18 protein-coding genes are annotated in these 23,752 nt (G+C 35.7%); 13 read left to right on the forward strand and 5 right to left on the reverse strand.

The features are described 5' to 3' along the window. Nucleotides 1–137: 137 nt before the first annotated feature. Complete coding sequence (locus AAC601_RS01110) at nt 138–1,178, reverse strand: AI-2E family transporter (RefSeq protein ID WP_340152249.1); 1,041 nt, start codon at nt 1,176–1,178, stop codon at nt 138–140. Nucleotides 1,179–1,276: 98 nt separating this feature from the next. On the opposite strand from AAC601_RS01110, the gene AAC601_RS01115 reads away from it, so the two are divergent. The 5 genes from AAC601_RS01115 (at nt 1,277) to AAC601_RS01135 (ending at nt 5,956) form a co-directional block, all read left to right on the forward strand. Further along, on the forward strand, nt 1,277–2,182 hold the full coding sequence (locus AAC601_RS01115; protein WP_340152250.1) for an aldo/keto reductase: 906 nt from the start codon (nt 1,277–1,279) through the stop codon (nt 2,180–2,182). A gap of 223 nt (nt 2,183–2,405) precedes the next feature. Next, nucleotides 2,406–3,779, forward strand: a complete 1,374-nt coding sequence (mnmE, locus tag AAC601_RS01120; protein WP_340152251.1) for a tRNA uridine-5-carboxymethylaminomethyl(34) synthesis GTPase MnmE — start codon at nt 2,406–2,408, stop codon at nt 3,777–3,779. A 175-nt stretch (nt 3,780–3,954) separates the two neighbouring features. Beyond that, nucleotides 3,955–4,671 carry a hypothetical protein gene (locus tag AAC601_RS01125; RefSeq protein ID WP_303271965.1) on the forward strand — a complete coding sequence of 239 codons (717 nt, stop codon included), beginning with the start codon at nt 3,955–3,957 and terminating at the stop codon, nt 4,669–4,671. Further along, a complete protein-coding gene (locus AAC601_RS01130; protein ID WP_303271966.1) occupies nt 4,668–5,375 on the forward strand; it encodes a hypothetical protein in 708 nt (235 codons plus the stop codon). Before AAC601_RS01125 ends, AAC601_RS01130 begins: the two co-directional genes overlap by 4 nt. Beyond that, nucleotides 5,372–5,956 carry a hypothetical protein gene (locus tag AAC601_RS01135; RefSeq protein ID WP_340152252.1) on the forward strand — a complete coding sequence of 195 codons (585 nt, stop codon included), beginning with the start codon at nt 5,372–5,374 and terminating at the stop codon, nt 5,954–5,956. The genes AAC601_RS01130 and AAC601_RS01135 overlap by 4 nt, the downstream gene beginning before the upstream one ends. A 93-nt stretch (nt 5,957–6,049) precedes the next feature. Here AAC601_RS01135 and AAC601_RS01140 read toward each other — a convergent pair whose 3' ends face one another. Together AAC601_RS01140 and AAC601_RS01145 are read right to left on the reverse strand one after the other, a co-directional pair. Beyond that, nucleotides 6,050–6,898 (reverse strand): agmatine deiminase family protein, encoded by an 849-nt coding sequence (locus AAC601_RS01140; RefSeq protein ID WP_340152253.1) that lies wholly within the window; start codon nt 6,896–6,898, stop codon nt 6,050–6,052. Between the two features lie 238 nt (nt 6,899–7,136). Further along, nucleotides 7,137–7,406 (reverse strand): hypothetical protein, encoded by a 270-nt coding sequence (locus AAC601_RS01145; RefSeq protein WP_340152254.1) that lies wholly within the window; start codon nt 7,404–7,406, stop codon nt 7,137–7,139. A gap of 126 nt (nt 7,407–7,532) precedes the next feature. Between AAC601_RS01145 and AAC601_RS01150 the strand changes: the two genes are divergently transcribed. From AAC601_RS01150 to AAC601_RS01160, 3 genes are all read left to right on the forward strand, one after another. Further along, a complete protein-coding gene (locus tag AAC601_RS01150) occupies nt 7,533–8,903 on the forward strand; it encodes an MATE family efflux transporter (RefSeq protein ID WP_303271970.1) in 1,371 nt (456 codons plus the stop codon). Between the two features lie 253 nt (nt 8,904–9,156). Next, on the forward strand, nt 9,157–11,373 hold the full coding sequence (locus AAC601_RS01155) for a DPP IV N-terminal domain-containing protein (protein ID WP_340152255.1): 2,217 nt from the start codon (nt 9,157–9,159) through the stop codon (nt 11,371–11,373). Nucleotides 11,374–11,734: 361 nt separating this feature from the next. Continuing rightward, nucleotides 11,735–13,270 carry a fasciclin domain-containing protein gene (locus AAC601_RS01160; protein WP_340152256.1) on the forward strand — a complete coding sequence of 512 codons (1,536 nt, stop codon included), beginning with the start codon at nt 11,735–11,737 and terminating at the stop codon, nt 13,268–13,270. Nucleotides 13,271–13,863: 593 nt separating this feature from the next. Here AAC601_RS01160 and AAC601_RS01165 read toward each other — a convergent pair. Beyond that, a complete protein-coding gene (locus AAC601_RS01165) occupies nt 13,864–16,830 on the reverse strand; it encodes a TonB-dependent receptor (protein ID WP_340152257.1) in 2,967 nt (988 codons plus the stop codon). A 205-nt stretch (nt 16,831–17,035) separates the two neighbouring features. Here AAC601_RS01165 and AAC601_RS01170 point away from each other — a divergent pair, with 205 nt between their 5' ends. Genes AAC601_RS01170 through AAC601_RS01190 form a run of 5 tightly spaced genes read left to right on the forward strand, consistent with a single transcriptional unit; the run spans nt 17,036 to nt 22,752 of the window. Next, on the forward strand, nt 17,036–18,997 hold the full coding sequence (locus AAC601_RS01170) for a BatA domain-containing protein (RefSeq protein ID WP_340152258.1): 1,962 nt from the start codon (nt 17,036–17,038) through the stop codon (nt 18,995–18,997). 2 nt (nt 18,998–18,999) lie between these two features. Then, complete coding sequence (locus AAC601_RS01175) at nt 19,000–20,283, forward strand: dihydroorotase (RefSeq protein ID WP_303271975.1); 1,284 nt, start codon at nt 19,000–19,002, stop codon at nt 20,281–20,283. Between the two features lie 2 nt (nt 20,284–20,285). Continuing rightward, complete coding sequence (locus AAC601_RS01180) at nt 20,286–20,810, forward strand: DUF4199 domain-containing protein (RefSeq protein ID WP_303271976.1); 525 nt, start codon at nt 20,286–20,288, stop codon at nt 20,808–20,810. Further along, entirely contained in the window at nt 20,807–21,772 is a 966-nt protein-coding gene (locus tag AAC601_RS01185) for a glycosyltransferase family 2 protein (RefSeq protein ID WP_303271977.1), read from the forward strand. Before AAC601_RS01180 ends, AAC601_RS01185 begins: the two co-directional genes overlap by 4 nt. Next, complete coding sequence (locus AAC601_RS01190) at nt 21,769–22,752, forward strand: glycosyltransferase (RefSeq protein ID WP_303271978.1); 984 nt, start codon at nt 21,769–21,771, stop codon at nt 22,750–22,752. The genes AAC601_RS01185 and AAC601_RS01190 overlap by 4 nt, the downstream gene beginning before the upstream one ends. A 14-nt stretch (nt 22,753–22,766) precedes the next feature. Here the strand turns inward: AAC601_RS01190 and AAC601_RS01195 are convergent, their stop codons facing one another. Next, entirely contained in the window at nt 22,767–23,534 is a 768-nt protein-coding gene (locus AAC601_RS01195; RefSeq protein WP_303271979.1) for a class I SAM-dependent methyltransferase, read from the reverse strand. Nucleotides 23,535–23,752: the final 218 nt, after the last annotated feature.

Raw genomic sequence — 23,752 nt, forward strand, 5'->3', positions numbered from 1 at the left:
TGATGTTGAAATAGTTTAACCCAAAATACGAAAAATTTCTTTTGCATTTACTTCAATACCAAAAAGGGCGTGGTTTCTTTACTAAATAGTGATTTTAGCTGGATTCTAAAAACCAATATCCTATTGCAGTACAAAAATCAAGACATCAGCTTCGCGAATTTCTTACCACCTTGAAATTCATTCAATATAGTTTTGAAAAGGACCGTTAATGGAATGGATAAAATCAAACCGGGAACACCCCAAATAAATCCCCAAAACATTAACATAACCAATACCACAATAATATTGATTGAGAAAGATTTCCCCATAAAAATAGGTTCTAATACGGCTCCAAATAAAACTTGAGCTCCAGTAAAAAGAATAGCAGCCAAAAGTAGGGTGCCAGGACTTTCAATTTCAATAAAGGCAAAAATCATCACCAATACAGTGGAAATAACAGAACCCACCATTTGCACGAAATTGATCACAAAGGCTAATAGTCCCCAGAATAGCGGAAAGCTAATACCTAGAGACCAAGCAATGACTCCAAAAGCAATACCGGTTAATAGGCTGACAAATATTTTAACTTTCAAGAAATCAGAAACGCTGCGTTCTACTTTCATAAAAGTCTTAACCGATTGGGTTCCACCAGTAAATAAGGTACTTTGTAAAATATCTTTAAAGTTGAGAGAACCCGCTAATAGCAACATTAGAAAGAAAAGTGTCATCAGGATATTGACCACTGTGCTTTGTATAAAAGAAATTGTGATGGTAAAATTATCTAAAATAAAGCTCTCTATTTTATCACTTTTTAATAAACCTTTTATAGTACTTTCCCCATTGGACGGGTCAAGTCCTAAAGTTTCAGCAAATGGCGTCACTACCTGCTCCACCTTGTTGTCTAATTTTTTGAATATTTCTGATTTACCTTCTTCTATTTGCTTCCCGGACATTTGAACAATTTTAAAACCCGAAAAGCCAGTCAATGCTAAAATCAGGATTACCGTCCCCAGTGCGATAAATTGGGGGACCTTTCTTTTTTTCATCCAACGCATCATAGGGGTAAATAATAATGCAATGAAAATGGCAAACATTAGAGGGATGAATATAAATGATAATAACTGCAGGCTGTAAAATATTACAGGTATTACTAGTACTAGTAAAAGTTTGTTAGTGGTGGATTGATCGTGCAATTTCATAGTGAAAGTAATATACGTGCAAGCTAACGAAGAAGATTAATATAGGATATGTGAAATTGAAATAATTGCGTAAATTTTGAAAATATTTTAATACGACTATGCGACAAACAAGCTCAAAACGAAAAGCAATAGAATTTTCTCCTTATTTAGTTGGGACCATGCGTTTAGGCAAATGGGGTGAAAATTTTAATACTAAACAATGGTTAGAGTTTATTGAGAAATCTCTGGCATTAGGGTTAAAGGATTTTGACCATGCTGACATTTATGGTGACTATACTACTGAGGCAGATTTTGGGAAAGTATTAAAAGAAAATCCTCATTTGCGAAATGAAATGCAAATTACCACCAAATGTGGAATAAGAATGCCAGCTGAAAAACGGCCAAAAAATAAGATGAAGACTTATGATTCTGGCGATAAATATATCCTTCAGTCTGTAGAAAACTCGCTTCGGAATCTGCAAACTGATTATATTGACGTTTTATTATTGCACCGTCCTGATTTTTTGATGAACCCCAACGAAATAGCTGAAACTTTCGAGAAATTAAGGGATGATGGAAAGGTGAGATTTTTTGGTGTTTCTAATTTTACGACTTCCCAATTTGAAATGATTAATTCAGTTTTTCCTTTGATCACTCATCAAATAGAAGCTTCAATAAGTCATCTCAATCCATTTGAAGATGGGACGTTGGATCAATTGTTGGTGAAAAATATTCGCCCCACTGTTTGGTCTCCGTTAGGTGGAGGAAATTTAAAGCAAAAAGAAAATTATAAACTTAATCAAGAGTTGGATAAGGTATTCGGTATTTTGTGCGAGAAATATGAAGTGAATACTGCACAGTTGATGTTGCTTTTTCTGAAAAAGCATCCTTCCGGTATCATACCAGTATTGGGCACTTCAAAACCAGTAAGATTGGAAGAAGCCTTGGAGATTGATTCAAAAAATATGGAGAAAGAAGATTGGTATGCATTATATTCAGCAACAAAAGGAGAGGAATTGCCTTAATTTTTAGGACTTAAAATGAAGATGGGAGTACTAAGTCAGAACAATAAAAAAGCTTTAACTAGCCTTTAGGTCATTCCCGAGAATAAATCAATCTTAACTTTTTTTTTGCAAACGAATAATCCAATAACTCAAACAATTAAAATCACTGACAGGTTTAAACCATTAGCGAAGTATAATCAGAATATCCGTTTTATAATCGCCAATAATTGATGAAATTTGCAAAATGTTAGATCAGCTGAAGGAAACCATTATTGCATTATCCACAGCACCGGGAGTAGGTGCTATTGCCGTTATCCGTTTATCCGGTGAAGAAGCGATTTCCATAACTAATACCGTTTTCAGAGGAAAAAATCTGTTGAATGAGAAAAGCCATACAGCTCATTTTGGTACCATTCGAAATGATGAAGGCGAAATCATAGATGAAGTGGTAGCTACTTTATTCGTAGCACCTCATTCTTTCACAAAAGAGAATGTAGTAGAGATTTCCTGTCATGGTTCGCCTTACATTGTGCAAAGACTGATCAAATTATTCCTGACGAAAGGAGTTCGATTAGCAAAAGCAGGAGAATTTACTCAAAGAGCCTTTTTGAATGGACAGTTTGACTTAGCTCAAGCCGAAGCCGTGGCCGATTTAATCAATGCCGATACAGAAGCCTCACATAAAGCAGCGCTGAATCAAATGCGTGGCGGGTTTTCAGAGCAAATAAAACAATTGCGTGCTGAATTGATCCATTTTGCAAGTATGATCGAGCTGGAGCTTGATTTTGGTGAAGAAGATGTGGAGTTTGCCGATAGAGACGATTTGAAAAAGCTGGTCAATCAATTGTTGAGCGTCATTACCGCTTTAGTCAGCAGTTTTGATTTGGGGAATGTGATTAAAAATGGAGTGCCTACGGTAATTGCAGGAAAACCTAACACAGGGAAATCTACTCTTCTCAATGCACTTCTCAATGAAGAAAAAGCTATTGTTTCTGATATAGCAGGGACTACCCGAGACTTCATAGAAGATGAAATCAATTTAGAGGGTGTTGTGTTTCGCTTTATTGATACTGCAGGGTTACGAGATACCGAAGATAAAGTAGAGGCTATTGGGGTGCAGCGAACCAAAGATAAAATGAAGCAGGCTTCATTGATCATTTATATGTTTGATTTGAAAAATGATAGCCTAACGGAAGTCAATCGAGATATCAACATGCTCGAAAATCTAGGGATTCCCTTTATAAAAGTAGGGAATAAATTGGATGAAGCACAGCAAGACCTTTACAGTGAAATGAAAAAAGATAAAAACACCCTTTTTATCTCAGCAATCAATAAGGAAGGCCTAGAGGCATTAAAAACCAAGTTAGTGGAAACTGTCAATCTTGACAATTTCAAAACAGGCGATACGGTAGTTACCAATATTCGTCACTATGATAATCTGGTTCAAACCCAAAACAGCTTAAATGCTGTATTGAGAGGATTGGATGATAATATTACAGGCGACTTTTTAGCCTTAGACATCCGGCATTCTTTGCGATTCTTAGGCGAAATAACTGGGGAAATCACAACTGATGATTTGCTGGCTAATATTTTTAGTAAGTTTTGTATTGGGAAGTAAATTACCATCAATTCCTTATAAATGATACCATTTTTTTTGACATGTTTTTCTGTCCTAGCTTCTATCAAATATAATGGTGAAGAAAAATAGGGGTTTCATTATATTCATAATTTAAGTAAGAAAGACTTTTGTTTTATTGTTCCGGAAATTTACTTTTATGATAATTTTAAAAAGTATGTACAAATTCCTTTTACCCCTCTGTTTGCTGATTGTTAGCTGTAAAGATTTAAATGACTTTGAACCTTATTTCAACAAAAATGCTGGAAATCCCCAAATTCTGTCTATGGATCCGATTGGTCTAGGGGAAGGCGCAGATTTTGGTGGCTGTTTCCTTGCTGCTGACTTTATAAAGCTTTATGAAACTGCTTTGAATCAAAATGTTTCATTGCAAAATATGGAATATGAGATTTTGATAGACGGTTTTTTTTATAGTGGCGGATCTGTCAATTACTACAATAGAGAATTAGACTGTATTACCAATATTTCCGGTCAATTTGTAGGCATGCATGAAGTTACAATCGGACTCTGGGAAAATGAGGAAGCTTGGAATGGCAATGAAAATGTACTGGCTTCCTTTTTCGGTTATCGAGAATATTCCACCTACTTTCAACAGGATCTAAATTTTGCGGAACGAGGCTTAGGTGACGTTGAGATTAGAAATCAGAGTCTGCAAAATGGTGTTCTCACTTTATCATTTGCCGTTATTGGCGGAGAGGCTCCCTCTGTGTTTAAATTCTCAAATCGTTTTGGCTCTAATAAAGAGTGGGAGTCTTACTATTTTGGAAAGACAGATATTATATCTTTAGAATGGGATGCAGAGAGATCTAGAATTTTTGAAATGGAATATTCGAATAGACATCAAACTAAATCAGTTACAGTGTATCTACAATGAAAAAAATCCTCATATATATAGTATTAACGGCACTTTTCCTTTCACAAAGTTTTGCGCAAATTAGCTTTCTTCCCGAACCGCGATTAGACGTGAACTTCCAGACAGGGATTATGATAGTGAACCCTGATAAAGCTAGCTTTCTGTACAGAAGCGATTTACTGTTGAAAGATCGACTTGATTTTGATGGACAAAAGGAGTTTGGACCCTCTCCCTACGTTGGTTTTGAAATTCTTTATCCATCATCTGACAAAGTGTCTATTGGAATTGATTTCAATTATGTAAAATCAACTGCTTTTGCACGCTATCGCGATGGATTTGGAAATTATGATCTTTCAGTATACGTTAATTACATATCCTATAAGTTTATACCTAGATTTAATTTTTTCGAGAATAAAAGACTTACATTATTCGCGCAACCAGGGATTGGAGCTGGTCTTGTTAGAGAAAAGGTAGAAGAAGAAGTTACTAAAAGTAGTTTTTTTCTGTCCTATCAAGATGATGGAAAATATTCCAGAGATCGCTTAAGAACACTCTTTGGATTAGTTGTCAGCGCCAAAGCGGGAGCAAGCATGCAGTTTGATCGATTGAATTTTAACTCAAAAGTGGGATACGAGATTTCTAGTAATTTTGAAGGGGATAACAACCGGTCGTTCATTTCAGGTGTAATTATTAATTTTGGAATCGGATATAACGTAGTGAAATGAAAAATATATTTCTTTTTATTCTTATTTTGTTGCCTCTGGAAAGTTTAGCCCAAGATATAATTGTATTAAAGAATGACTCTAAAATTAAATGCAATGTTACAGAAGTGAGTCAAACGGCAGTAAATTATACTAAAATAGAAGAGCAAAGGCCAACTTATACAGTGCTGACCTCTAATGTAAGTTATATTCAATTTAATTCAGGTAGGATTGATTCACTTAATGAATACCGTATGCTAAATGATGAGAAATTGATAAATCTTGCAGAGTCAGATTCTTTAGATGCCTATTCTATGGGCTTGAGTGATGGTTTTAAATCTTATGATGCAGGATCTTTGCAAGGAGCTACAGCAATTACTACTTTTCTTTTACCCCCAGTAGGATTAGCCACTACTATTGTGAGCAGCGGTATCCCTCCTAGAGTTGACCATTTGATGCAAAAGAACTATAGCAATAAATATTATAAGAAAGGCTTCCAAGATGGTTCAATGCTTAAAAAGCGTAAAAAGGCTTGGAAAGGTTTTGGTACTGGTTTTGGTGTGCTAATTGGAGTAGCGGTGATTTTAGGCTTAAGTGCGGGCTAGGGATCTTGACTCAGCTCAATATCAAATAGTTAATTAAAACTTGGTGATGGAAAGGCGATCGAGAGAGGGTCATTCATCAAAGGAAAAGTGAAGCTACTGTTTTAAACACCAACTAATACAATTCATCAATCCACCATCTCTTCCAACGGCATCAATATTGATAGGAATGATTTGTCGATTAGGGAAAGTTTTTTTCATAATACTTAATGCCTCATCATTCTTTTGATCAAGATGATCAAAAATTGGAAATAGAATAATATTAGCGATTTCAAGAAAATTAACATAGTTACCTATTGCTGAATAATGGTTACTGGACTTATCTTCAAAAAAAGGAAGGTCAATATAGTTGAAGTGATGTTTTTCAAGCATTTTCTCTATGCTTTCCCTGATGGGTTTTGATTCATCCTTTAGTCGATTTCCGATCAATGTATTCTCATTTACAAATCGCAGCATCCCATCTGCATGACCTGTCATATCATCCCTTTCTTTATGAGCTTTTACAATAATCACTTGGGTTTGTAGATCTTCAGCAATTCTTTCAAACAACAACTCTTGATCATTTTTATAGATGTGATTTTCTGTCACCACTCGATCAGTTATGATGACCTTATCCTTCCATTTTACAATATTTCCTCCATCCAAATTGATGTTGTGTTTAGAGAAGTCAGCCCTTAGCTTATTGGCTTTTAAAACAGCAGAAGGCTCTGTCCATTTGGATCTTACTTCATAAGTAGGCTGGTAACGAAATTTCACCAACCGTTTTTCTGCAGTTTGGATCGGCATATAATCACGAGCCCATTCGTCTTTTGTACCTTTTAAAAGGTTTACTTTAATGTAATCAAAAGGAGCCAATGCTTTCGATATGTGCTGGTACTCTTCTGGAAAATTATCCTGAAGCTTTTTGGAAAAATAGACAGTATTGCATTCGGAATCGATGATCATAAATCTAAATAAACCAAAAGCAACTGCAAAAACTAATTATAAAATCTAAATTAATAGAAGTATCTGTTTTTGTTTTCAAGCGAAATATTTTTAATGAGATTGCCGTTGATTGCTTTTATGCAAAGGCGTCAAAACGGTCTTTTTTGTCATTTCTTCTATGAAAAATTAACTTTGGCACTATGTCTTGCCAAAGGGAAATTCAGCTTCTGGCCAACTAATTGAGTTCCTATTTAATTTTTCAGGAGTTTTTGTTCGGGTTATGGTTTAACCCACTTTCATTCCTCCAACCATAGGGATTCGCATCTGCTGTAGTAATTTCGGAGTTTATTTTCTCTTCTGCTGGATCTTGGGTATAGATCATTGCTCCTGTGCTCCATTTCAATAGTTTTACCTTATCTATCAATTTATCATCATTCCCATGGAACAATTGGTCTGCTAGGTTTTTTCTGTCTTCTGCACTGCAATTAACTGTTGTACCATCTTTATAAAATACCTCGTATTCTCTCATAGTCTTTATTTTAAATAACTGCTTGGGTAGGTAATTGTTGGAAACTTTAATGCGATTGTGTAGGGTTACCCCCGATAAATCTTTAAGGTAATAAACTCGTGATTAGGAAATACCGTATCTTTGAAGATGGCAAAATCCAGGAAATACACAGAAGGTAAGATATTGAATTCCTTGGTGAGCTTGGCTTTTCCTATCATCATGGCCAATGTACTTCAGACTGCCTATCAACTAATAGATACTTTTTGGTTGGGGCGATTAGGTGCTAATGCAGTTGCGGCTGTGAGTTTAAGTTTCCCCATTCTATTTTTGGTGCTTTCACTAGGAGGAGGATTGACATTGGCAGGGACTGTAATGGTATCACAACATAAGGGTGCTGAAAATCAAGTTAAGGTAAACTATGCTTCTTCTCAGACCGTAATTGTTATATTTTTCATTTCTATTTTATTGGCATTGGTTGGTTATTTTTCGGCAGAACCGCTCATGAAAATAGTGGGTGCGGGTCCTGAAATTTTAAGAGATTCTATCAGCTACTTTGAAGTGTCCTCCTTTGGCTTCGTTTTCTTATTTATGTTCTTCGTTTTTCAGTCTTTGATGCGCGGCATTGGTAATGTTTATTTGCCGATGTTCATCATTTTAGGAACTGTGCTACTGAATCTGGTTCTAGATCCGCTATTTATTTTTGGTTGGGGGCCGATTGAAGGAAACGGAGTAGCAGGGGCTGCCATTGCTAGTGTTTTTACGCAAGGTATTTCTGCAGTAGTGGGTTTATTTATTCTATTTCGGGGGAAAATGGGAATCAAAATAAAGTTTATCCATATGAAATGGGATTTTTTATGGGTCAAAAAGCTTTTCGAATTAGGTATTCCCTCAAGTTTAGATCAATCGAGCCGGGCTGCAGGAATGACTTTTATGATTATGCTGGTAACAAGTTTTGGCAGTGAAGTAGTGGCAGCTTATGGAGTGGGTGCTAGGATCTTGAGTTTGGTTGTAGTGCCTGCTTTGGGCTTTGCTATTGCAACCACGAGTTTAGTAGGCCAAAATATAGGAGCCAATAAAATTAAAAGAGCCGAGAAAATTGGTGATTTAAGTAATAAGATTGGCTTTTGGGGCTTGACGGCTATCGGATTATTACTATTTATTTTTGCGGAGCCAATAACTGCTTTCTTCATTCCAAACGATCCCACAGTAATAAAGAATGGTGCCTTATTTATCAAAATAATGGCACCAAGTTTCGGATTGTTAGGAGTTCAGCAAATTTTGAATGGTGTTTTCAATGGAGCAGGATTTACCCAGGCCTCCATGCTAATTTCCATATTTAGTTTATGGATTGTCCGCTTTCCTGTTGCTTTTATGCTTTCTAATAAAACTACTCTAGGGTTTGAGGGAATTTGGTGGTCTTTCCCAATTTCTAATTTCTTGGCCGCTATCTTAGCTTTTGCTTATTATAAAATGGGCTATTGGAAAATGAGGGTGATTAAGAAACGACATGAACTGTGAGCCAGTTAACACTAGATGGAAAACAAAAAACAAAAATGTAATTTGATCAATAATTTATTAAAAAAATGTCTTTTGTCTAATGAAAAAACCATCTGCTTTTTATTGTTAACAGTCAATTTAGCAAATGTAGGGGGAGACGGCTTCAGATTTTCTTGAATCACTTTAAAACTTAATCACTCCTAAACATCAATACCTATTTTCCCATTCCTTTTTATTAAATTCAGGCGCATTTATAATCAAAGAATATATAATTATGATACAGAAACGATTTTCGCAGTTTTTTAGCTTGCTTTTGTTGCTTTGGTGCTTTGTAGCTCAGGCACAGGAAAAGCAAACATTTACTAGCTTTCAAGAAGCTATGGCTGGGCTTAGGCCTCTTGGAGGGAATTCTGGCCCAAGCAATATAAATTGGATTGATGATGGTGAGGCCTACTCATTTACTGAAAGGGGAGAAAATGGTGCTCAATTAATTAAATCATATAATCCCAAAAAGGATGAGCAGAAACTGATTTTTTCTACTGAAGGTCTAAAAGTGCCTGGCTCTGAAGACCCATTTCAATACGTTTCTTTTCAATGGTCTGATGATTCCAAATATTTACTGTTTCAGACGAATTTTCGTCCTGTTTGGAGAAGATCTGGCATATCAGATTATTACTATTATTCCATCGAAGATAAAACCTTGGATTTAGTAGCTAAAGATGCACAAACAGCGGAGTTATCTCCAAATGGAAAAAAGGTAGGATATGAAAGAGGAGGCAATTTGTTTACTTTTGATTTGGCCTCAAAGCAGGAAACACAATTAACAGATCATGCAGAAGATGGATTCTATAATGGACGTTTTGGTTGGGCCTATGAGGAAGAATTTGGTTTGGCTCAAGCTTGGGAATGGTCTCATGATAGCGAATACATTGCATTTTGGCAGTCAGATGAAAGAGAAGTACCTGTATTCCAAATGACGGATTATCAAGGGACTCATAAAGAATGGATAAAAGTTCCATATCCACAAGTAGGAGATACGAATCCCACTGTGCGGATTGGAGTAATCAATGTCTCAAAAAAATCTAAAGAGTGGATGCAGGTGCCTTTGGAAAAAGGCTACATCCCAAGAATTTATTGGACAGCTGAAGAAGGGAAACTAGCAATTATGCAGTTGAACCGAGCTCAAACTCACATGAAAATGTACATGGCTGATGCCCAATCAGGACAGGCTAATATGATCATGGAAGAAGAATCGGATGCTTGGATTGATGTATTCGATTTCTTTGCCGGGATTATGCATTACGCATTTTTCCCTTCTGATGCCACGGAGTTTTTCTGGATTTCCGATAAAGATGGTTATGCTCATTTATACCGATATAATTATGATGGTAAATTACAGAATCAGGTAACCACTGGTAATTGGGAAGTTGTATATGTGCATGCTGTAGATAGTAAAAAGAAAAAAATCTATTATAGCTCAACGGAGGACTCCCCATTAGAACGTCAATTATATGTGATCAATTTTAATGGAAAAGGGAAGAAAAAATTGACAGAACAGGAAGGCCGTCATAATATTGATATGGCGCCTGAGGCAACTTTTTTTATTGACCGATATTCAAATGTGAATACGCCCACTAAAGTGGATTTAAGAAATGCTTCTGGTAAATTAGTAAAGGCATTGGAAGAAAATAAAGAAGTGACCGAAGCTTTAAAGAATGTAGCTTTCGTAATGCCTGAGTTATCTAGTTTTACAAATAGTGAAGGCGATAAAATTGATATTTCGATATATAAGCCACTTGGATTTGACGCTTCTCAAAAATATCCTATGGTATTGGATGTCTATGGTGGTCCTGGGGCGCAATCAGTGTATAATCAATGGAGCGTAAGTGCTTGGCATCAATATTTGCTTCACAACGGTTATGTAGTCATCCAAGTGAACAATAGAGGGGGCGGAGGTTATGGCCGTGAATTTGAGAAAATTGTTTATAAAAACTTAGGTCATACTGAAGCGCAAGATTTTGCGCAGGCGGCTAATCATATGATCAAATTAGGTTATGTAGAGGCCGATAAAATTGCCATCAGAGGACATAGCTATGGAGGTTACATGAGTAGTTTCTCTATCTTAAATCATCCAAATGTTTTTAAAGTGGCTTTAGTAGGTGCGCCTGTAACGGATTGGAGACTTTATGATAGTATTTACGCAGAGCGATATATGGGATTAGAAGAGGATAATGAAGAAGGTTATATCAATTCTGCACCTACTACTTATGCTAAAAACTTAACTGGCCATATGTTTATTGCTCATAGTACCATGGATGAAAATGTCCATGTTCAAAATACTTTTCAATTAGTGAAAGCCCTAGTTGATAATGGAAAGGATCATGATTTAAAGATTTTTCCTCCGGGTGCCCACGGGGTAGCCTACAATTATCCAAGCTATTTACTGTTGATGAATAACTATATTAACTATTTAGAGAGATATTTGAAGTAATCATTTTTTATCAAAACCTGTCAGGTTTCATTTATTTAAATTCTAAGTAAGAAATTGAAATCAGTTTACCATTGTAAATTTTGGAAACCTGACAGGTTTAAATCTATCATAGCAAGTGAAAGTCTTTTCATTTATAATATTTCGTGAGCTGTTCTAAGTCTAACTCTGACCACTTCTTATCTACAATCGAAATTTATTTTTATGATTTCCCAACTTTCTTACTGAATGTAGTGTCTAATGAGAGTGTGCAAGATATTAATTGGGTAATTTAGTCGTTATGCATAACAAATAATTGCAACAATATTTTAAGAATGAGGTTTAAATACCTATTTTCACAACTATTAAACAAATTAAAACTATTATGAAGAAGAAAAATCTATTTTTAAAATCAACTAGCAGCTTATTAGCAATGCTTTTTGTAGTAATGTCGGCTTTTATGTTCACGGCATGTGATGATGATCCTGAGCCTGAGCCAGAAGCAGAAAATTCAATATTAGAAATTGTGACTGCGAGTGAAACACACACGCAATTAGAAGCTTTTGTGAATGCAGATGATGATTTAGCAAGTGCTTTAGGTGGAAATAATTTAACGTTATTTGCTCCAAATGACGCTGCTTTTGAGAAATTAAGAGTAACTCTTGGAGTTGACGATCTTAATCAAGTTAGTCCTGCAGTGATCGGTGCTGTTTTGCGTTTTCATGCTGTAGCATCTGTAGAATTAAGAGAGTCTTTTACTGAAGATACGGAATTATCTACTTTACAAGGTGAAGCTATTACATTCAATGCGGACGCCAATATATTTACAGGGGGTTCTGATACTGATGTAGAGTTTGTTGGAGATGAGATTCTTGCAACAAATGGGGTTGTGCATGTAGTTGAAACTATTTTAGTTCCACCAACTATTTTCGCCACTATTGGTGCTAACTTAGGTAAAGTATCGCAAACGATACTTCTTGGTGCTGATTTCAGCACATTAGCAGCGGCAATCGGTAAAGCGGATACTTATGCTGCAAGTACTGAAGGGGCCCCTTTATTGACAGAAGTATTAGCTGGTGAAGATGATATTACAGTTTTTGCTCCGATTAATCAAGTTTTTGCAACTGCTGGAATTACTTTAGAGACATTTACTGCTGAACAATGGTACGGAATCATCTTAACTCATGTAGTTGGTGGTGATTTATCTGCTGAAGCAATAGGTGGAGGTTTAGCACAAGGTGATAACACACTTACTACTTTTGCTCAAACAAATGTTCAAGTTGCTCCAACCGTATTCCAAGAAAATGAAACTTTAGCTATAGGTGGTGCACCAGTTGTATCTCCTGATATTACTTCTGAAAATGGTAGAGTTCATGCAGTTGCTGGTGTAGTTTCAAGTGTTAATACTTACACTACAGTTTTGTTAGGTGGCCAAGGTAATGCCGAGGAAGGATTCTATGATGCATTCAGCAATGTACGTTATAACTTTGCTGGTGCAAGAGATGCTTCAGGGGTTCAGAGTTCTCCTGTGGATTTAGCTTACTATTTTGGTAATACTAACCAAGCAACTTTAGCTTCAATTGATTCTGATGGTTTAAATACAGTTTATGAGGCAACTAATCCTGATTTATCTATTGCAAATACGTTTGGTACAAGAAATTCTACTCGATTTAGAGTAACCGATTTAGGTCCTGCTGACTTTGCTGGGGTTTTATTGAACAGTCAGTTAGAAATGGCAGCTAGTTCTGAAAATAATACTAATGTTTCAGCAGCAAATCTGCAAGAAGGAAGCGTAGTTGCATTCACTCTTGACGCTGATAGAGGTGCTTATGTAGGTTTAATCAGAGTTGTTGAAATCGATGATACCAATGGTAATGGAACTATCACAATTGAAGTGAAAGTTCAAGTTGCTGGTAACTAATAATATTTAATTTACAATTTTTAAAAAGGCCATCATTTGATGGCCTTTTTTTATGTTTAAATTTTCCGAAAATGTTATCCAACTTCTAACGGACTTTTATGAAATGTAGAAAAAGTCCAATGTCAAAAAGATTTCCTTGTAGTTTATATTGTTTTTTGTCAGGTCATGGATATTATTTTTATTCGGCAAGTCTCCTAAAAAGTAATTGGAAATATTATTAATGTTAAAAAATCTATTGATTTGTCCCTTGCATAATATGATATCATCTAGATCAAAATGGTCATGGTCAGATACAAAGAACTTTTGCAAGAAAATGAAACGGCTTATTCGAATTGATCGGATTACTTGAAGCCATAGTGTCTTTTGAATTGAATTCAACCGTAATAACCGATTTTCATGTTGCAGTACCTCTGCGTCTTGGCAGTTCTGAGAGATTTGTTTAGCATCCTTTGCTGACTTTGCCAGGTTTTAATATCTGTAGTAGTCATACAGACTTGGCATAGACTCCATAGAGTGATGCGCAGTGAATCATTGAAAATAAAAAAGGTGACCAATTCCTTGATCACCTTTTAATGCTTACATATTAATAATGTTTAGTTCATCAACTGATCGAATGTAATAGATACATAGTAGATTCCTCCAATTCTAGGTGCTCCAAAACTTTGTACGTAATACTGATTGAATAAATTCGATCCCCCAACTTTCAACATCATTTTTGACGGTAATTTATAAGAAACCTGAGCATCAGCGGTTCCGAAGGCAGGAATTATTCCATCGCCAAAAGAAGATTCCCAGAAGAATTCTGATTGCCATCTGTAAACAATGTTAAATCCTAATTTATCCGTCAACTTTCTATTGCCAAATTTCACGTTAAACTTGTGCTCAGGAGTATTAAAACCAAAAACAAAATCATCACTTGCATTTTGAGTGTTTATTTGATTGTAATTGTAGTTCACACCAACTGTATATTTTTTTGGTAAACTATAGTTCAACTCTCCAGCAAATCCAAAGGCACTGATTTGTTCGTCTGCATTGGTATAAACCTGAAATGTGTTATCTGCTGTTCCATTTAAGAGTGTCAATGGATTAGGTGTTCCATCAGGGTTTAAGCCAGCCCGTCTCATCCTTTGCTGCACGATGAAATTATTATAGTTATTAAAGTATCCCACAAAATCCATCATCAATTTGTTATCAACTACACTTTTGTAACCAATCTCAAAAGATTGCACTTGCTCAGGTGCAACCGGATCAAAATCCTCTATTGCTACCAACTGTTGCGCTGCAGAAGGAATAAAGTTTGGATCAGCTCTTTCTTGAGGAGTGGCTGCAAAGACATCAGCGGCAAAGCCATTTACAGATTCAATTGTGTATATGTTTGGATTAGTACCAATTTCATATTCCTCTAGATTTCCAGGTAAGCCGCCCAACAAACGACTTGAAATGATATCTAGATTTATATATTGTCCCTGAGTCGTAGGGTTTCGAAATCCAGTTTGGAATGAAGCTCTAACGTTATGAGTCTTATTAAACGTTAAAACCCCAGATAGTCTTGGACTAAATACAGCATTGAAATTCTCGTTTTTATCAGCTCTAATAGATCCAATCAATTTCAATTTATCGTCTAATACTCTTTTTGAAGCTTGTGCAAATCCCCCCATTTCATTAATAGTGATTGGGTTTTCAGGACTGTCTGGGAAAATTGTACCGTTTGATCGTAAGTCATATTGACGGAAACTGGCCCCTACCAACAAATCCATGAATTCAATTTGGTCGCTAAAATCGTACTGTGCTTCTGCATGATACATTCTAGTTTGGTCGTTGAACTTTGGACCATCAGGAACGGTACCTTCAGATGCCTCTTGCAAAATTCTTTGACCTTCTTCTGAATCGAAATCTACATCAAAAAAGGCCTCCGTAGTTGACCTGGCATAATTAAAAGCATTCCGTTGAATTGCTGGTGACACATCTGCAACTGAGTTGTTCTCGGGATCAATACCTTGGTCATATAAAGAGGCCAGATAATTGTAAGCATACGTTCCGAGCCAACCTGAAACGTCTTGCGTAAAGACGCCTACAGGACTGTTAGCAACACTTAAATCTAAAACCCTTTTAGCGTAAAATTCAGTGATGTATGAATCACCTGAATTCTCTAAGGTAGCATATCCTCTCACAAACCAATTGGTTCCTTCAAATTGTAATCGGTGTTGTTGAATACCAAAATTCTGTAAGCTGTATCGTTGAGCCCCAGTATAAATACTTGTTCCATATCCAAAATTCCAAAGGTAGCTAGCTTCAATATTATCTGTCAGTCTATAGTACAACCCCACGTTAGCTTTATAATTCTCAGCGCCATAATCAATCAACTGATGTTCCTCAAAAGGAGAAGCTGAAACCAATTGATTAGGTAAAAAGCCATTTTGAACGAAACTATTGGTAGGAACTCCTTTTCTAATTAAATTATCTCTCTGAATTTGAGAGTTATTGCTCAGCTGACCTGCTAATGTACCCCAAGCATCTGAGAGTGATAAAATAGCTAAATTGACTGCTGCTTCATCACCCATTAAGTTGGGTGCATCCTTACCAGGATTAAAATCTAGGTTATCAGGCTGTAAGCCCGCATTTCTATCAGCATCGTAGTTAGTTGCATACCAGTCTTCAGCTCTCATGTAACTTCCATTTACTTTAAATGCGAAGCGATCGTTAAACAAAGACTTTGCGTAGCGGAAAGATGCCTCATACATAGGTTGAGGTGTGCTTGGAGCTCCAGCATCTGTATCAGCGCCTACATGGTTTACGCCTGTTTTTGCGAAAAAGCTAAATCCCTGGTATTCAAAAGCAGATTTACTGGTAACTCTCATGATACCATTAAAAGCATTAGGTCCGTAAAGAGCAGATTGCGCACCTGGAATAAATTCTACACTTTCCACGTCCAATTCAGAGGGGCCATTCAAGTTACCTATTGGGAAATTCAAGGCAGGAGCCTGCGTATCCATTCCATCGGTGAGCTGAACAAATCGAGTATTACCTGTTGAGTTAAAACCCCTTGCATTTACAATCTGGAAATTAATACTACTTTGGGTTACATCAACTCCTTTTAAATAACCTATGGATTTGTAATAGTTATCTGCCGGAGTCTGCTGAATGGCAAGTACATCCATTTTCTCAATAGAAACCGGTGACTGAAGTATGCTTTCTTCCACTCTTGAGGCAGAAACCACAACTTCCTGACCCATGAGTGTTTCTTCCTTCATTGATATTTTAATGCCTGTAGAACTGTTGCTGGCATCTATGGTATATTCTTCAGTTTGATAACCCACCATACTGAATTGAAGTGTGATAGGAGTTGGAAGATTAACACTGAAATCAAAGTTTCCATCAAAGTCAGTGGTGGTTCCTAAGACTTTTCCTTTAATAACCACATTCACACCTATTAGAGGTGTTTTGGAATCGTCATCCAACACAGTTCCTGAAATTCTGGTGTTTTGTGCATTACCTTGCCATGCTATTCCTAACATCAGACATAAGAGTAAGATAGTTTTTTTGAGTAAATTCATTTCCATATAGTAAAGTTTTAAAATCATGTATCAAATTAATCAAAAATTAAAGTTGATTAAGCTGTACAACCGACAATTTTAAATAATTTAATACAATTTTTGCTAAAAAATTAAAATTATCTTTTGGATTAGCTCGATTTATTGATGAATGGACTAAATATTGCCTTAAAGTATTGATTACTTTCATCTATTGCACTAATTTGCCTCTTGTATGAATTTTACCAATCCGAATGCTTTTTGGCTCCTATTTTTAATATTAATTCCTATCCTGATTCACTTATTTCAGTTTAGACGATATAAAAGCCTTAAGTTTAGCAACCTCTATTTCTTAAGTGCTGTGAATGAGGAAGAAAAGCGAAGTAGAAAGCTTAAACACTTATTGATTTTGCTGACCAGGATCCTATTGATAGTATTCTTGGTATTAAGTATGGCTAAACCATTTTGGGAAAGTGAGGCCATGCAATCTGAAGTAAATCTGGTGGTTTTAGATAGTACACCTTCTAATTTGAACATTGCAGAAGGGAAAACAAATTCGATTGTGGAGCAGAATTTGAGTTTTGTCAATCAATTATATGAAAAATATCCTCAGGACCTTAAAGCACTAAATCAGTCTGCTCAGACAGTGGAACCGTATGGTGACATAAGCATACAGGAAGGTAAATCTCAATTTAATTTAGGAAAAATATTGGAGGAGAACGAGAAATCTGAAAAGCTTCTGTTATTAAGTGATTTTCAAAAACCTGTGGTCGATGAGAATTTACCATTCTTTCAAGATTCTAGCAAGGCATATGTTTTCATGCCGCCCTACTTGCAGAAACCTAATAATTTGATGGTCGATTCGGTTTGGATAGCTCCAAATGCAGCCAATGGAGAAAAGATTAAATTAAATATCAGAATAATTGCGATTGGTAATAGTGAAGAGGTGAATGTTTCTTTGAATAACAACAATAATAATCAGCTAATAGGAACTCAGCAAGTAGAATTGGAGGAAAATGGGATTGCAATTCTAGATTTCCCTATTGAGCGTTTTGCTAACAGTAATTCAAGAAGTTTTCAACTTACGTTAGATGGTGATCAAATGGAGTTCGACAATGACTTCTATTTCACTATTTCTAACCAAGAGCGATTGAAAGTCTTGTCTTTAGCATCTAGTCAGGAGCATGAGCTTATTAATACAGTATTTGAAAATGATGAGCTTTTTGAACTGAAAACAGAATTATTGAATAATTTTTCTTTTCAAGACTTAGATGAATATGATTTGGTTTTAGTCCATTTAGGAAATGAATTGAATAATTTTGCTTCATCAGCTTTGAGGACTTATGCTGCCAACGGAAATAGCTTAGTCGTAATCCCTGAAAATAATTTTGACCAGTTCCCTTTCCTCGCCAGACTAGGATTTAATGAGGTTATGCTTACCAATAAATCTAATCAAAACACTCTGGTTTTAGAAAAACCTGATGTGAACAATCCATTTTATAAAAACATTTTCAATTCTATGGAAAGGAATCTCAGCATGCCTGAATCCAAGTTGTTCATGAAGTGGTCTGGAGGTCAAGATCTTCTTTCTTTTGTAAATACTTATCCATTTTTGACCGTAAGCGGAGTGGGAGATAATATTTATGCTTTTTCAGTTCCATTGACTGAAGAATACACCAACTTTACTAGACATGGATTATTCCTCCCGATTTTATATAAAATAGCCTTTTCAGGTAAAAAAGAAAATAAAGCCCAGTATTTTTATTTAGATGATGAAGTGATTGAAATTAATATCCCGAATTTAAAATCAGGAGATATATTTAAGTTAGTTCAAGAAGAGCAAGAACTGATTCCCGACCAAAGAATAAGTGGCAATCAGTTAAGATTAATTTTGCCTCAAGATGATATCAAAAGTGGTTTTTATGATATAATTAACACCAAAACTACGAGGACAATTGCAAATCTAGCTTTGAATTTCCCGAAGTCGGAAAGTGAAAATTCCTACTATACTCTGCCGGAACTGCAGGAATTATTTCAGAATCAAAATAATATAGCCATATTGGACAGCTATGATTTTGCATCCATTGATGATTACATAGCAGAAACCAAAAAAGGTTTTCCTTTGTGGAAATACTTCTTAGTATTAGCTTTGCTGAGTTTATTAGCTGAAGTTTTAATTATCCGCTTTTTTAAATAGATATGCGTACCTACATCAAAGCTGTTAAAATCATCAATTCTGCTTCTCAATGGCATAATCAAACAATTGATTTGCTGTTGGAGAATGGAATAATTGCTGACATTAATCCTTCAGGAGAAGTGGAGGCGGATCAAATAATAGAAGCTAAAGAGCTTTATGCTTCACCGTCTTGGTTGGATATGCGCGTTTTTTCTGGTGAACCTGGTGAAGAATATCGGGAAGACTTCGAAAGTTTGGCCAAAGTCTTAGAAAGTGGAGGCTTCGGAGCGGCTCTATTGATGCCCAATACAAACCCTATCATTCAAAATAAAGCCGACATTAAAACAATTTTATCTTATAACAGATCTCAAGTCAGTCAATTTCTTCCAGCTTCTGCTGTAACCATCAATTGTGATGGGGAAAATTTAAATGAAATGCTGGATGTTCATCATGCCGGGGCTACAGCTTTTACCGATGGATCGCAACCGCTATGGAATAGTGATATTCTTGTCAAATCTCTGCAATATTTGCAGAAGTTCGATGGGCTGTTGATAAATTTCCCTCAAGATCATAAACTTGCTTTGTTCGGGCAAATGAATGAAGGCAAAGTAAGCACAGGTTTAGGTTTGAAAGGAATCCCTCATTTGGCTGAAGAAATTGTAATTCAAAGAGATTTGGAATTGTTGCGCTATGCTGGAGGGAAATTGCATTTTAGTTGTGTCAGTAGTGCTAAGAGTGTAGAATTAATTAGGGATGCAAAAGCAAGAGGATTGAATGTTACTTGTGATGTAAATATTCACCATTTGATTTTAGACGATGAAAATTTGGAGTCTTTCGATACCAATTATAAAGTTTTACCACCATTACGGACTCAAAAAGATATTAAAGGTTTAATTGAAGGAGTAAATGATGGTACTATTGATGTGATCGTTTCAGGACACCAGCCATACGATCAAGATCATAAGAAAATGGAATTTGATTTAGCAGCATTTGGGATTATGGGTTCGCAAATTGTTATGCCGCTTTATCACAAATTCTTGTCAAAAGAAATTGATCTCCATACGTTTATATCTTGCATAGAAAGTAATCCTAAAAGGATCTTAAAACATGTTAATAGTAAAATTGAAGTGGGTGAAGAGATAGATTTAACTCTATTTTCTTTAAATGAAACCTGGAGGTACGATGAACATAGCAACCAATCGAAAAGTGATAATTCCCCATTTATGAATACTGAATTTTCTGCTAAGGTCCTCGGAGTATTTCACCAGCAGCATCAGTATTTAGATTCTAAATTCACCCAATCTTAATCATGAGTTTATTAGTTAAAAGCCCTTTGCGATTCAGTTTAATTGCCATATTCTTTGTGGTATTGATGTTTTTTATTCTGATTTTTTTAGATAAGAACCCTGTTATTTACAGCAGTAACATCATATTCATCGGCCCTTTGATGGCTATTTTTCTTTTTTTCAGTGTGAAGATTTTCAGGGACACGAATCCGGATGGCTTGAGATTCTGGCAAGGATTTTCAATTGGAATTCTTTATACAATATTCTTTGCAGCTTTTTATGCAATCGTATTGTGGGCAGATGGGACTCTATTTGACACTAATCATTTTGATGAGTATCGTCAACTGATCACGGAGAAAATTGTATCGGGTAAGGACATGCTCGTTGATCAAATGGGAGAAGAGGGATATCAAGAATACCTTAAGTCTGGAGAATCATCTAATAGTAGAATAATTGGAAGCTTGGCTGTCAATAATGTTATAATTGGAATTGTTCTGACTCCTTTGGTTTCTTTATTTATGCGGACTAGTGAACCTAAGCGAGTATGAAATATAATTTGAGTATAGTTATACCAGTATTCAATGAGGAAGAATCGATTCCTGAATTAATCACCTGGATTGAGCGGGTGATGTCTGAACACTCCTTGTTGACTTATGAGGTGCTATTAATAGATGATGGAAGTTCAGATAACTCATGGGATCTTATTCAAGATTTAGCTACAAACAAGCTTCCCGTAAAAGGAATAAAGTTTGCTAGAAATTATGGTAAATCAGCCGCACTTCATACAGGCTTTAAGGCTTCAGAGGGCGATGTAGTTATCACCATGGATGCAGATATGCAGGACAGTCCTGATGAAATACCAGGTTTATATAATATGATTGTTAACGATAAGTTTGACATCGTTTCCGGTTGGAAAAAGAAAAGACATGACCCAATTAGCAAGACCATTCCTTCAAAGTTCTTCAATTTTGTAACGAGAAAAATTTCAGGAATTAAGCTACATGATTTCAATTGTGGATTAAAGGCCTACCGTAGTAAGGTTGTGAAAAATATAGAGGTATATGGTGAAATGCATCGTTATATACCTGTGATTGCCAAATGGAATGGCTTTAGGAAAATAGGGGAGAAGGTAGTGCAGCATAGGGCCAGAAAATATGGGGAAACCAAATATGGCTTAGAGCGATTTCTTTACGGATTTTTGGATTTATTATCTATTACTTTTGTTTCGAAATTCAAAAAAAGTCCCATGCATTTTTTTGGTGCCTTGGGAACGCTATCGTTCATATTCGGCTTTTTCGTTACAATTTATATCATCGGAAAGAAATTTTATGAGATCCACTATCATTTACCAGTGCGGGAAATTACTGACCAGCCCCTATTCTTTTTAGCTTTAGTGGCTCTTATTGTAGGGGTTCAGCTTTTCTTGGCTGGGTTTATTGGAGAAATGATAACTATGAATTCGCCTAGAAAAATTGATTATATAGTAGACGAGGAAATTGGCATAGGATGAGATTATATTCGGTTATAATTCCCATTTTTAATCGACCTGATGAGATCAATGAATTACTGGAAAGTTTAACTCGTCAGACACTCCAGAACTTTGAGGTTTTAGTGATAGAAGATGGATCTACTATCAAATGTGAAGAGATCTGTCAATCTTTTTCCTCTCAGCTAAACGTCAAGTATTTCTACAAGGAAAATTCAGGACAAGGGTTTAGCAGAAATTTTGGTTTCGAAAAAGCAACAGGAGACTACTATATCGTATTTGATTCAGACTGCATTATTCCAGCTGATTATTTTGAAACTGTAGAAAGTTTTCTGAATGAAAACCCCTTAGATGCATTTGGTGGGCCTGATGCAGCACTAGATAGTTTTACAATCGTGCAAAAAGCCATCAGTTATTCCATGACTTCCTTTTTCACAACTGGAGGAATTAGAGGAGGTGAAAAGCAACTAGAGAAATTTAGGCCTAGGAGCTTCAATATGGGGATTTCAAAAGAAGTTTTTGAAAAGACTAGTGGATATAATATTACCCGTATGGGTGAAGATATTGAATTTAGCATCAGGATTGAAAAAGCAGGCTTTAAGACCGGATTGATTCCCAAAGCAAAAGTTTACCATAAAAGAAGGACAAAGCTAGGCCAGTTCTATAAACAGCTTTTCTTTTTTGGTAGGGGTAGAATCAATATTTTCAGGTTCTACAAAAGTGAATTGAAACTGGTTCATTTATTCCCTCTGTTTTTTGTTCTTGGAATGGTCTTTTGGCTTTCTACTGCTTTATGGAACAGGGAGCTTTTCCAATTAGGAGGAGCACTTTTTACCATTTACTATGCACTAATAGGAATTGATGCATTCATAAAGACAAAAAATTTCTTAGTTTCATGTCTTAGTTTAGTGACCTCTTTTATTCAGCTCTTTGCTTATGGCCTAGGATTTATAAAAGAATGCTTTACATATATTGCACAGCCACAGCCAGTAGGTTTAAAATAGTTTAGATTTCAATATCATTTACTTACCCTATATATAATTTCTCCTTTTGGTAAAGCATATTTTTTGACTCTATACTCAGGTAGTTCGTTTATATAATTATCTTCAGTTACTGTGAAGCCGGCTTTTCTTAATCTATCAGGGTAATCTTTTCCGTATAGTCTTACATGGTCATCCTGTCCAAAGATTTTTTCTCGTTCTTTAGGATCGGTAATACTGTTATCTTCAAATGTTTTTTCAGGTACTGGTTCAAAGAATGGAATTTGTAGAATGCCCCATCCACCCGGTTTTAATACTCTGTGCAATTCGCTCATAGCTTTGATATCATCCTCGACATGCTCCATTACATGGTTACAAAAAATCACATCAAACGTGTCGGCTGGGAAAGGGATATCGTGAATATCCATTTTTACTTTAGCCAAAGGAGATTCAATATCAGCAGTTATATACTCTTCTCCATGCAGTTTTTCAAACTGGCTCATAAAACACTGTTCAGGTGCTACATGCAGAACTTTTAATTTAGAATTGAAGAAATTGGTTTTCTCCTTTAAATATAACCAGATTAATCGATGTCTTTCTAATGAAAGAGTATCAGGACAAAGGGCATTTTCTCTAGGATTAACTCGGCCGTAGGGTAAAAATTTTCTGTAGCCTTTTTCATTTATTGGGCAGTAAACATTATCGCCCCTATAAAAAAGACCAATTATTTTCAAGCTAATTCCACTTATTAACTGGATGTATTTTCTGGGGACATTTCTTAATATGAAACTGATTATTTTTTTCATGGGTATTAATTGGATTGCAAAGGTAATAAAATGCTGGAATCTTCTATGAGTTCAGTTATTTGTGGAAAATTAAAGTTTTTTCAAAAAAAGCGAACCTAATCAAGAACTATTCTATTGATTGATGCATCAAGATATCGGTTTTGAAACAATACATTGGTATAAAACTATTTACTTAGTAGGGAATATTAATTGATAAGTGGTGGCTAGAATTCAATTGA

Source organism: uncultured Marivirga sp. (genome assembly GCF_963974845.1).
Classification (GTDB): Bacteria; Bacteroidota; Bacteroidia; order Cytophagales; family Cyclobacteriaceae; genus Marivirga; species Marivirga harenae.

Bases quoted from the DNA above. Each gene is read 5' to 3' on its own strand.
- AAC601_RS01175 (WP_303271975.1), top strand. From the start codon at position 19,000: ATGCGTACCTACATCAAAGCTGTTAAAATCATCAATTCTGCTTCTCAA.
- AAC601_RS01135 (WP_340152252.1), top strand. From the start codon at position 5,372: ATGAAAAATATATTTCTTTTTATTCTTATTTTGTTGCCTCTGGAAAGT.
- AAC601_RS01185 (WP_303271977.1), top strand. From the start codon at position 20,807: ATGAAATATAATTTGAGTATAGTTATACCAGTATTCAATGAGGAAGAA.
- AAC601_RS01180 (WP_303271976.1), top strand. From the start codon at position 20,286: ATGAGTTTATTAGTTAAAAGCCCTTTGCGATTCAGTTTAATTGCCATA.
- mnmE (WP_340152251.1), top strand. From the start codon at position 2,406: ATGTTAGATCAGCTGAAGGAAACCATTATTGCATTATCCACAGCACCG.
- AAC601_RS01125 (WP_303271965.1), top strand. From the start codon at position 3,955: ATGTACAAATTCCTTTTACCCCTCTGTTTGCTGATTGTTAGCTGTAAA.
- AAC601_RS01150 (WP_303271970.1), top strand. From the start codon at position 7,533: ATGGCAAAATCCAGGAAATACACAGAAGGTAAGATATTGAATTCCTTG.
- AAC601_RS01190 (WP_303271978.1), top strand. From the start codon at position 21,769: ATGAGATTATATTCGGTTATAATTCCCATTTTTAATCGACCTGATGAG.
- AAC601_RS01195 (WP_303271979.1), bottom strand. From the start codon at position 23,534: ATGAAAAAAATAATCAGTTTCATATTAAGAAATGTCCCCAGAAAATAC.
- AAC601_RS01145 (WP_340152254.1), bottom strand. From the start codon at position 7,406: ATGAGAGAATACGAGGTATTTTATAAAGATGGTACAACAGTTAATTGC.
- AAC601_RS01170 (WP_340152258.1), top strand. From the start codon at position 17,036: ATGAATTTTACCAATCCGAATGCTTTTTGGCTCCTATTTTTAATATTA.
- AAC601_RS01115 (WP_340152250.1), top strand. From the start codon at position 1,277: ATGCGACAAACAAGCTCAAAACGAAAAGCAATAGAATTTTCTCCTTAT.
- AAC601_RS01155 (WP_340152255.1), top strand. From the start codon at position 9,157: ATGATACAGAAACGATTTTCGCAGTTTTTTAGCTTGCTTTTGTTGCTT.
- AAC601_RS01160 (WP_340152256.1), top strand. From the start codon at position 11,735: ATGAAGAAGAAAAATCTATTTTTAAAATCAACTAGCAGCTTATTAGCA.
- AAC601_RS01140 (WP_340152253.1), bottom strand. From the start codon at position 6,898: ATGATCATCGATTCCGAATGCAATACTGTCTATTTTTCCAAAAAGCTT.
- AAC601_RS01110 (WP_340152249.1), bottom strand. From the start codon at position 1,178: ATGAAATTGCACGATCAATCCACCACTAACAAACTTTTACTAGTACTA.
- AAC601_RS01165 (WP_340152257.1), bottom strand. From the start codon at position 16,830: ATGGAAATGAATTTACTCAAAAAAACTATCTTACTCTTATGTCTGATG.
- AAC601_RS01130 (WP_303271966.1), top strand. From the start codon at position 4,668: ATGAAAAAAATCCTCATATATATAGTATTAACGGCACTTTTCCTTTCA.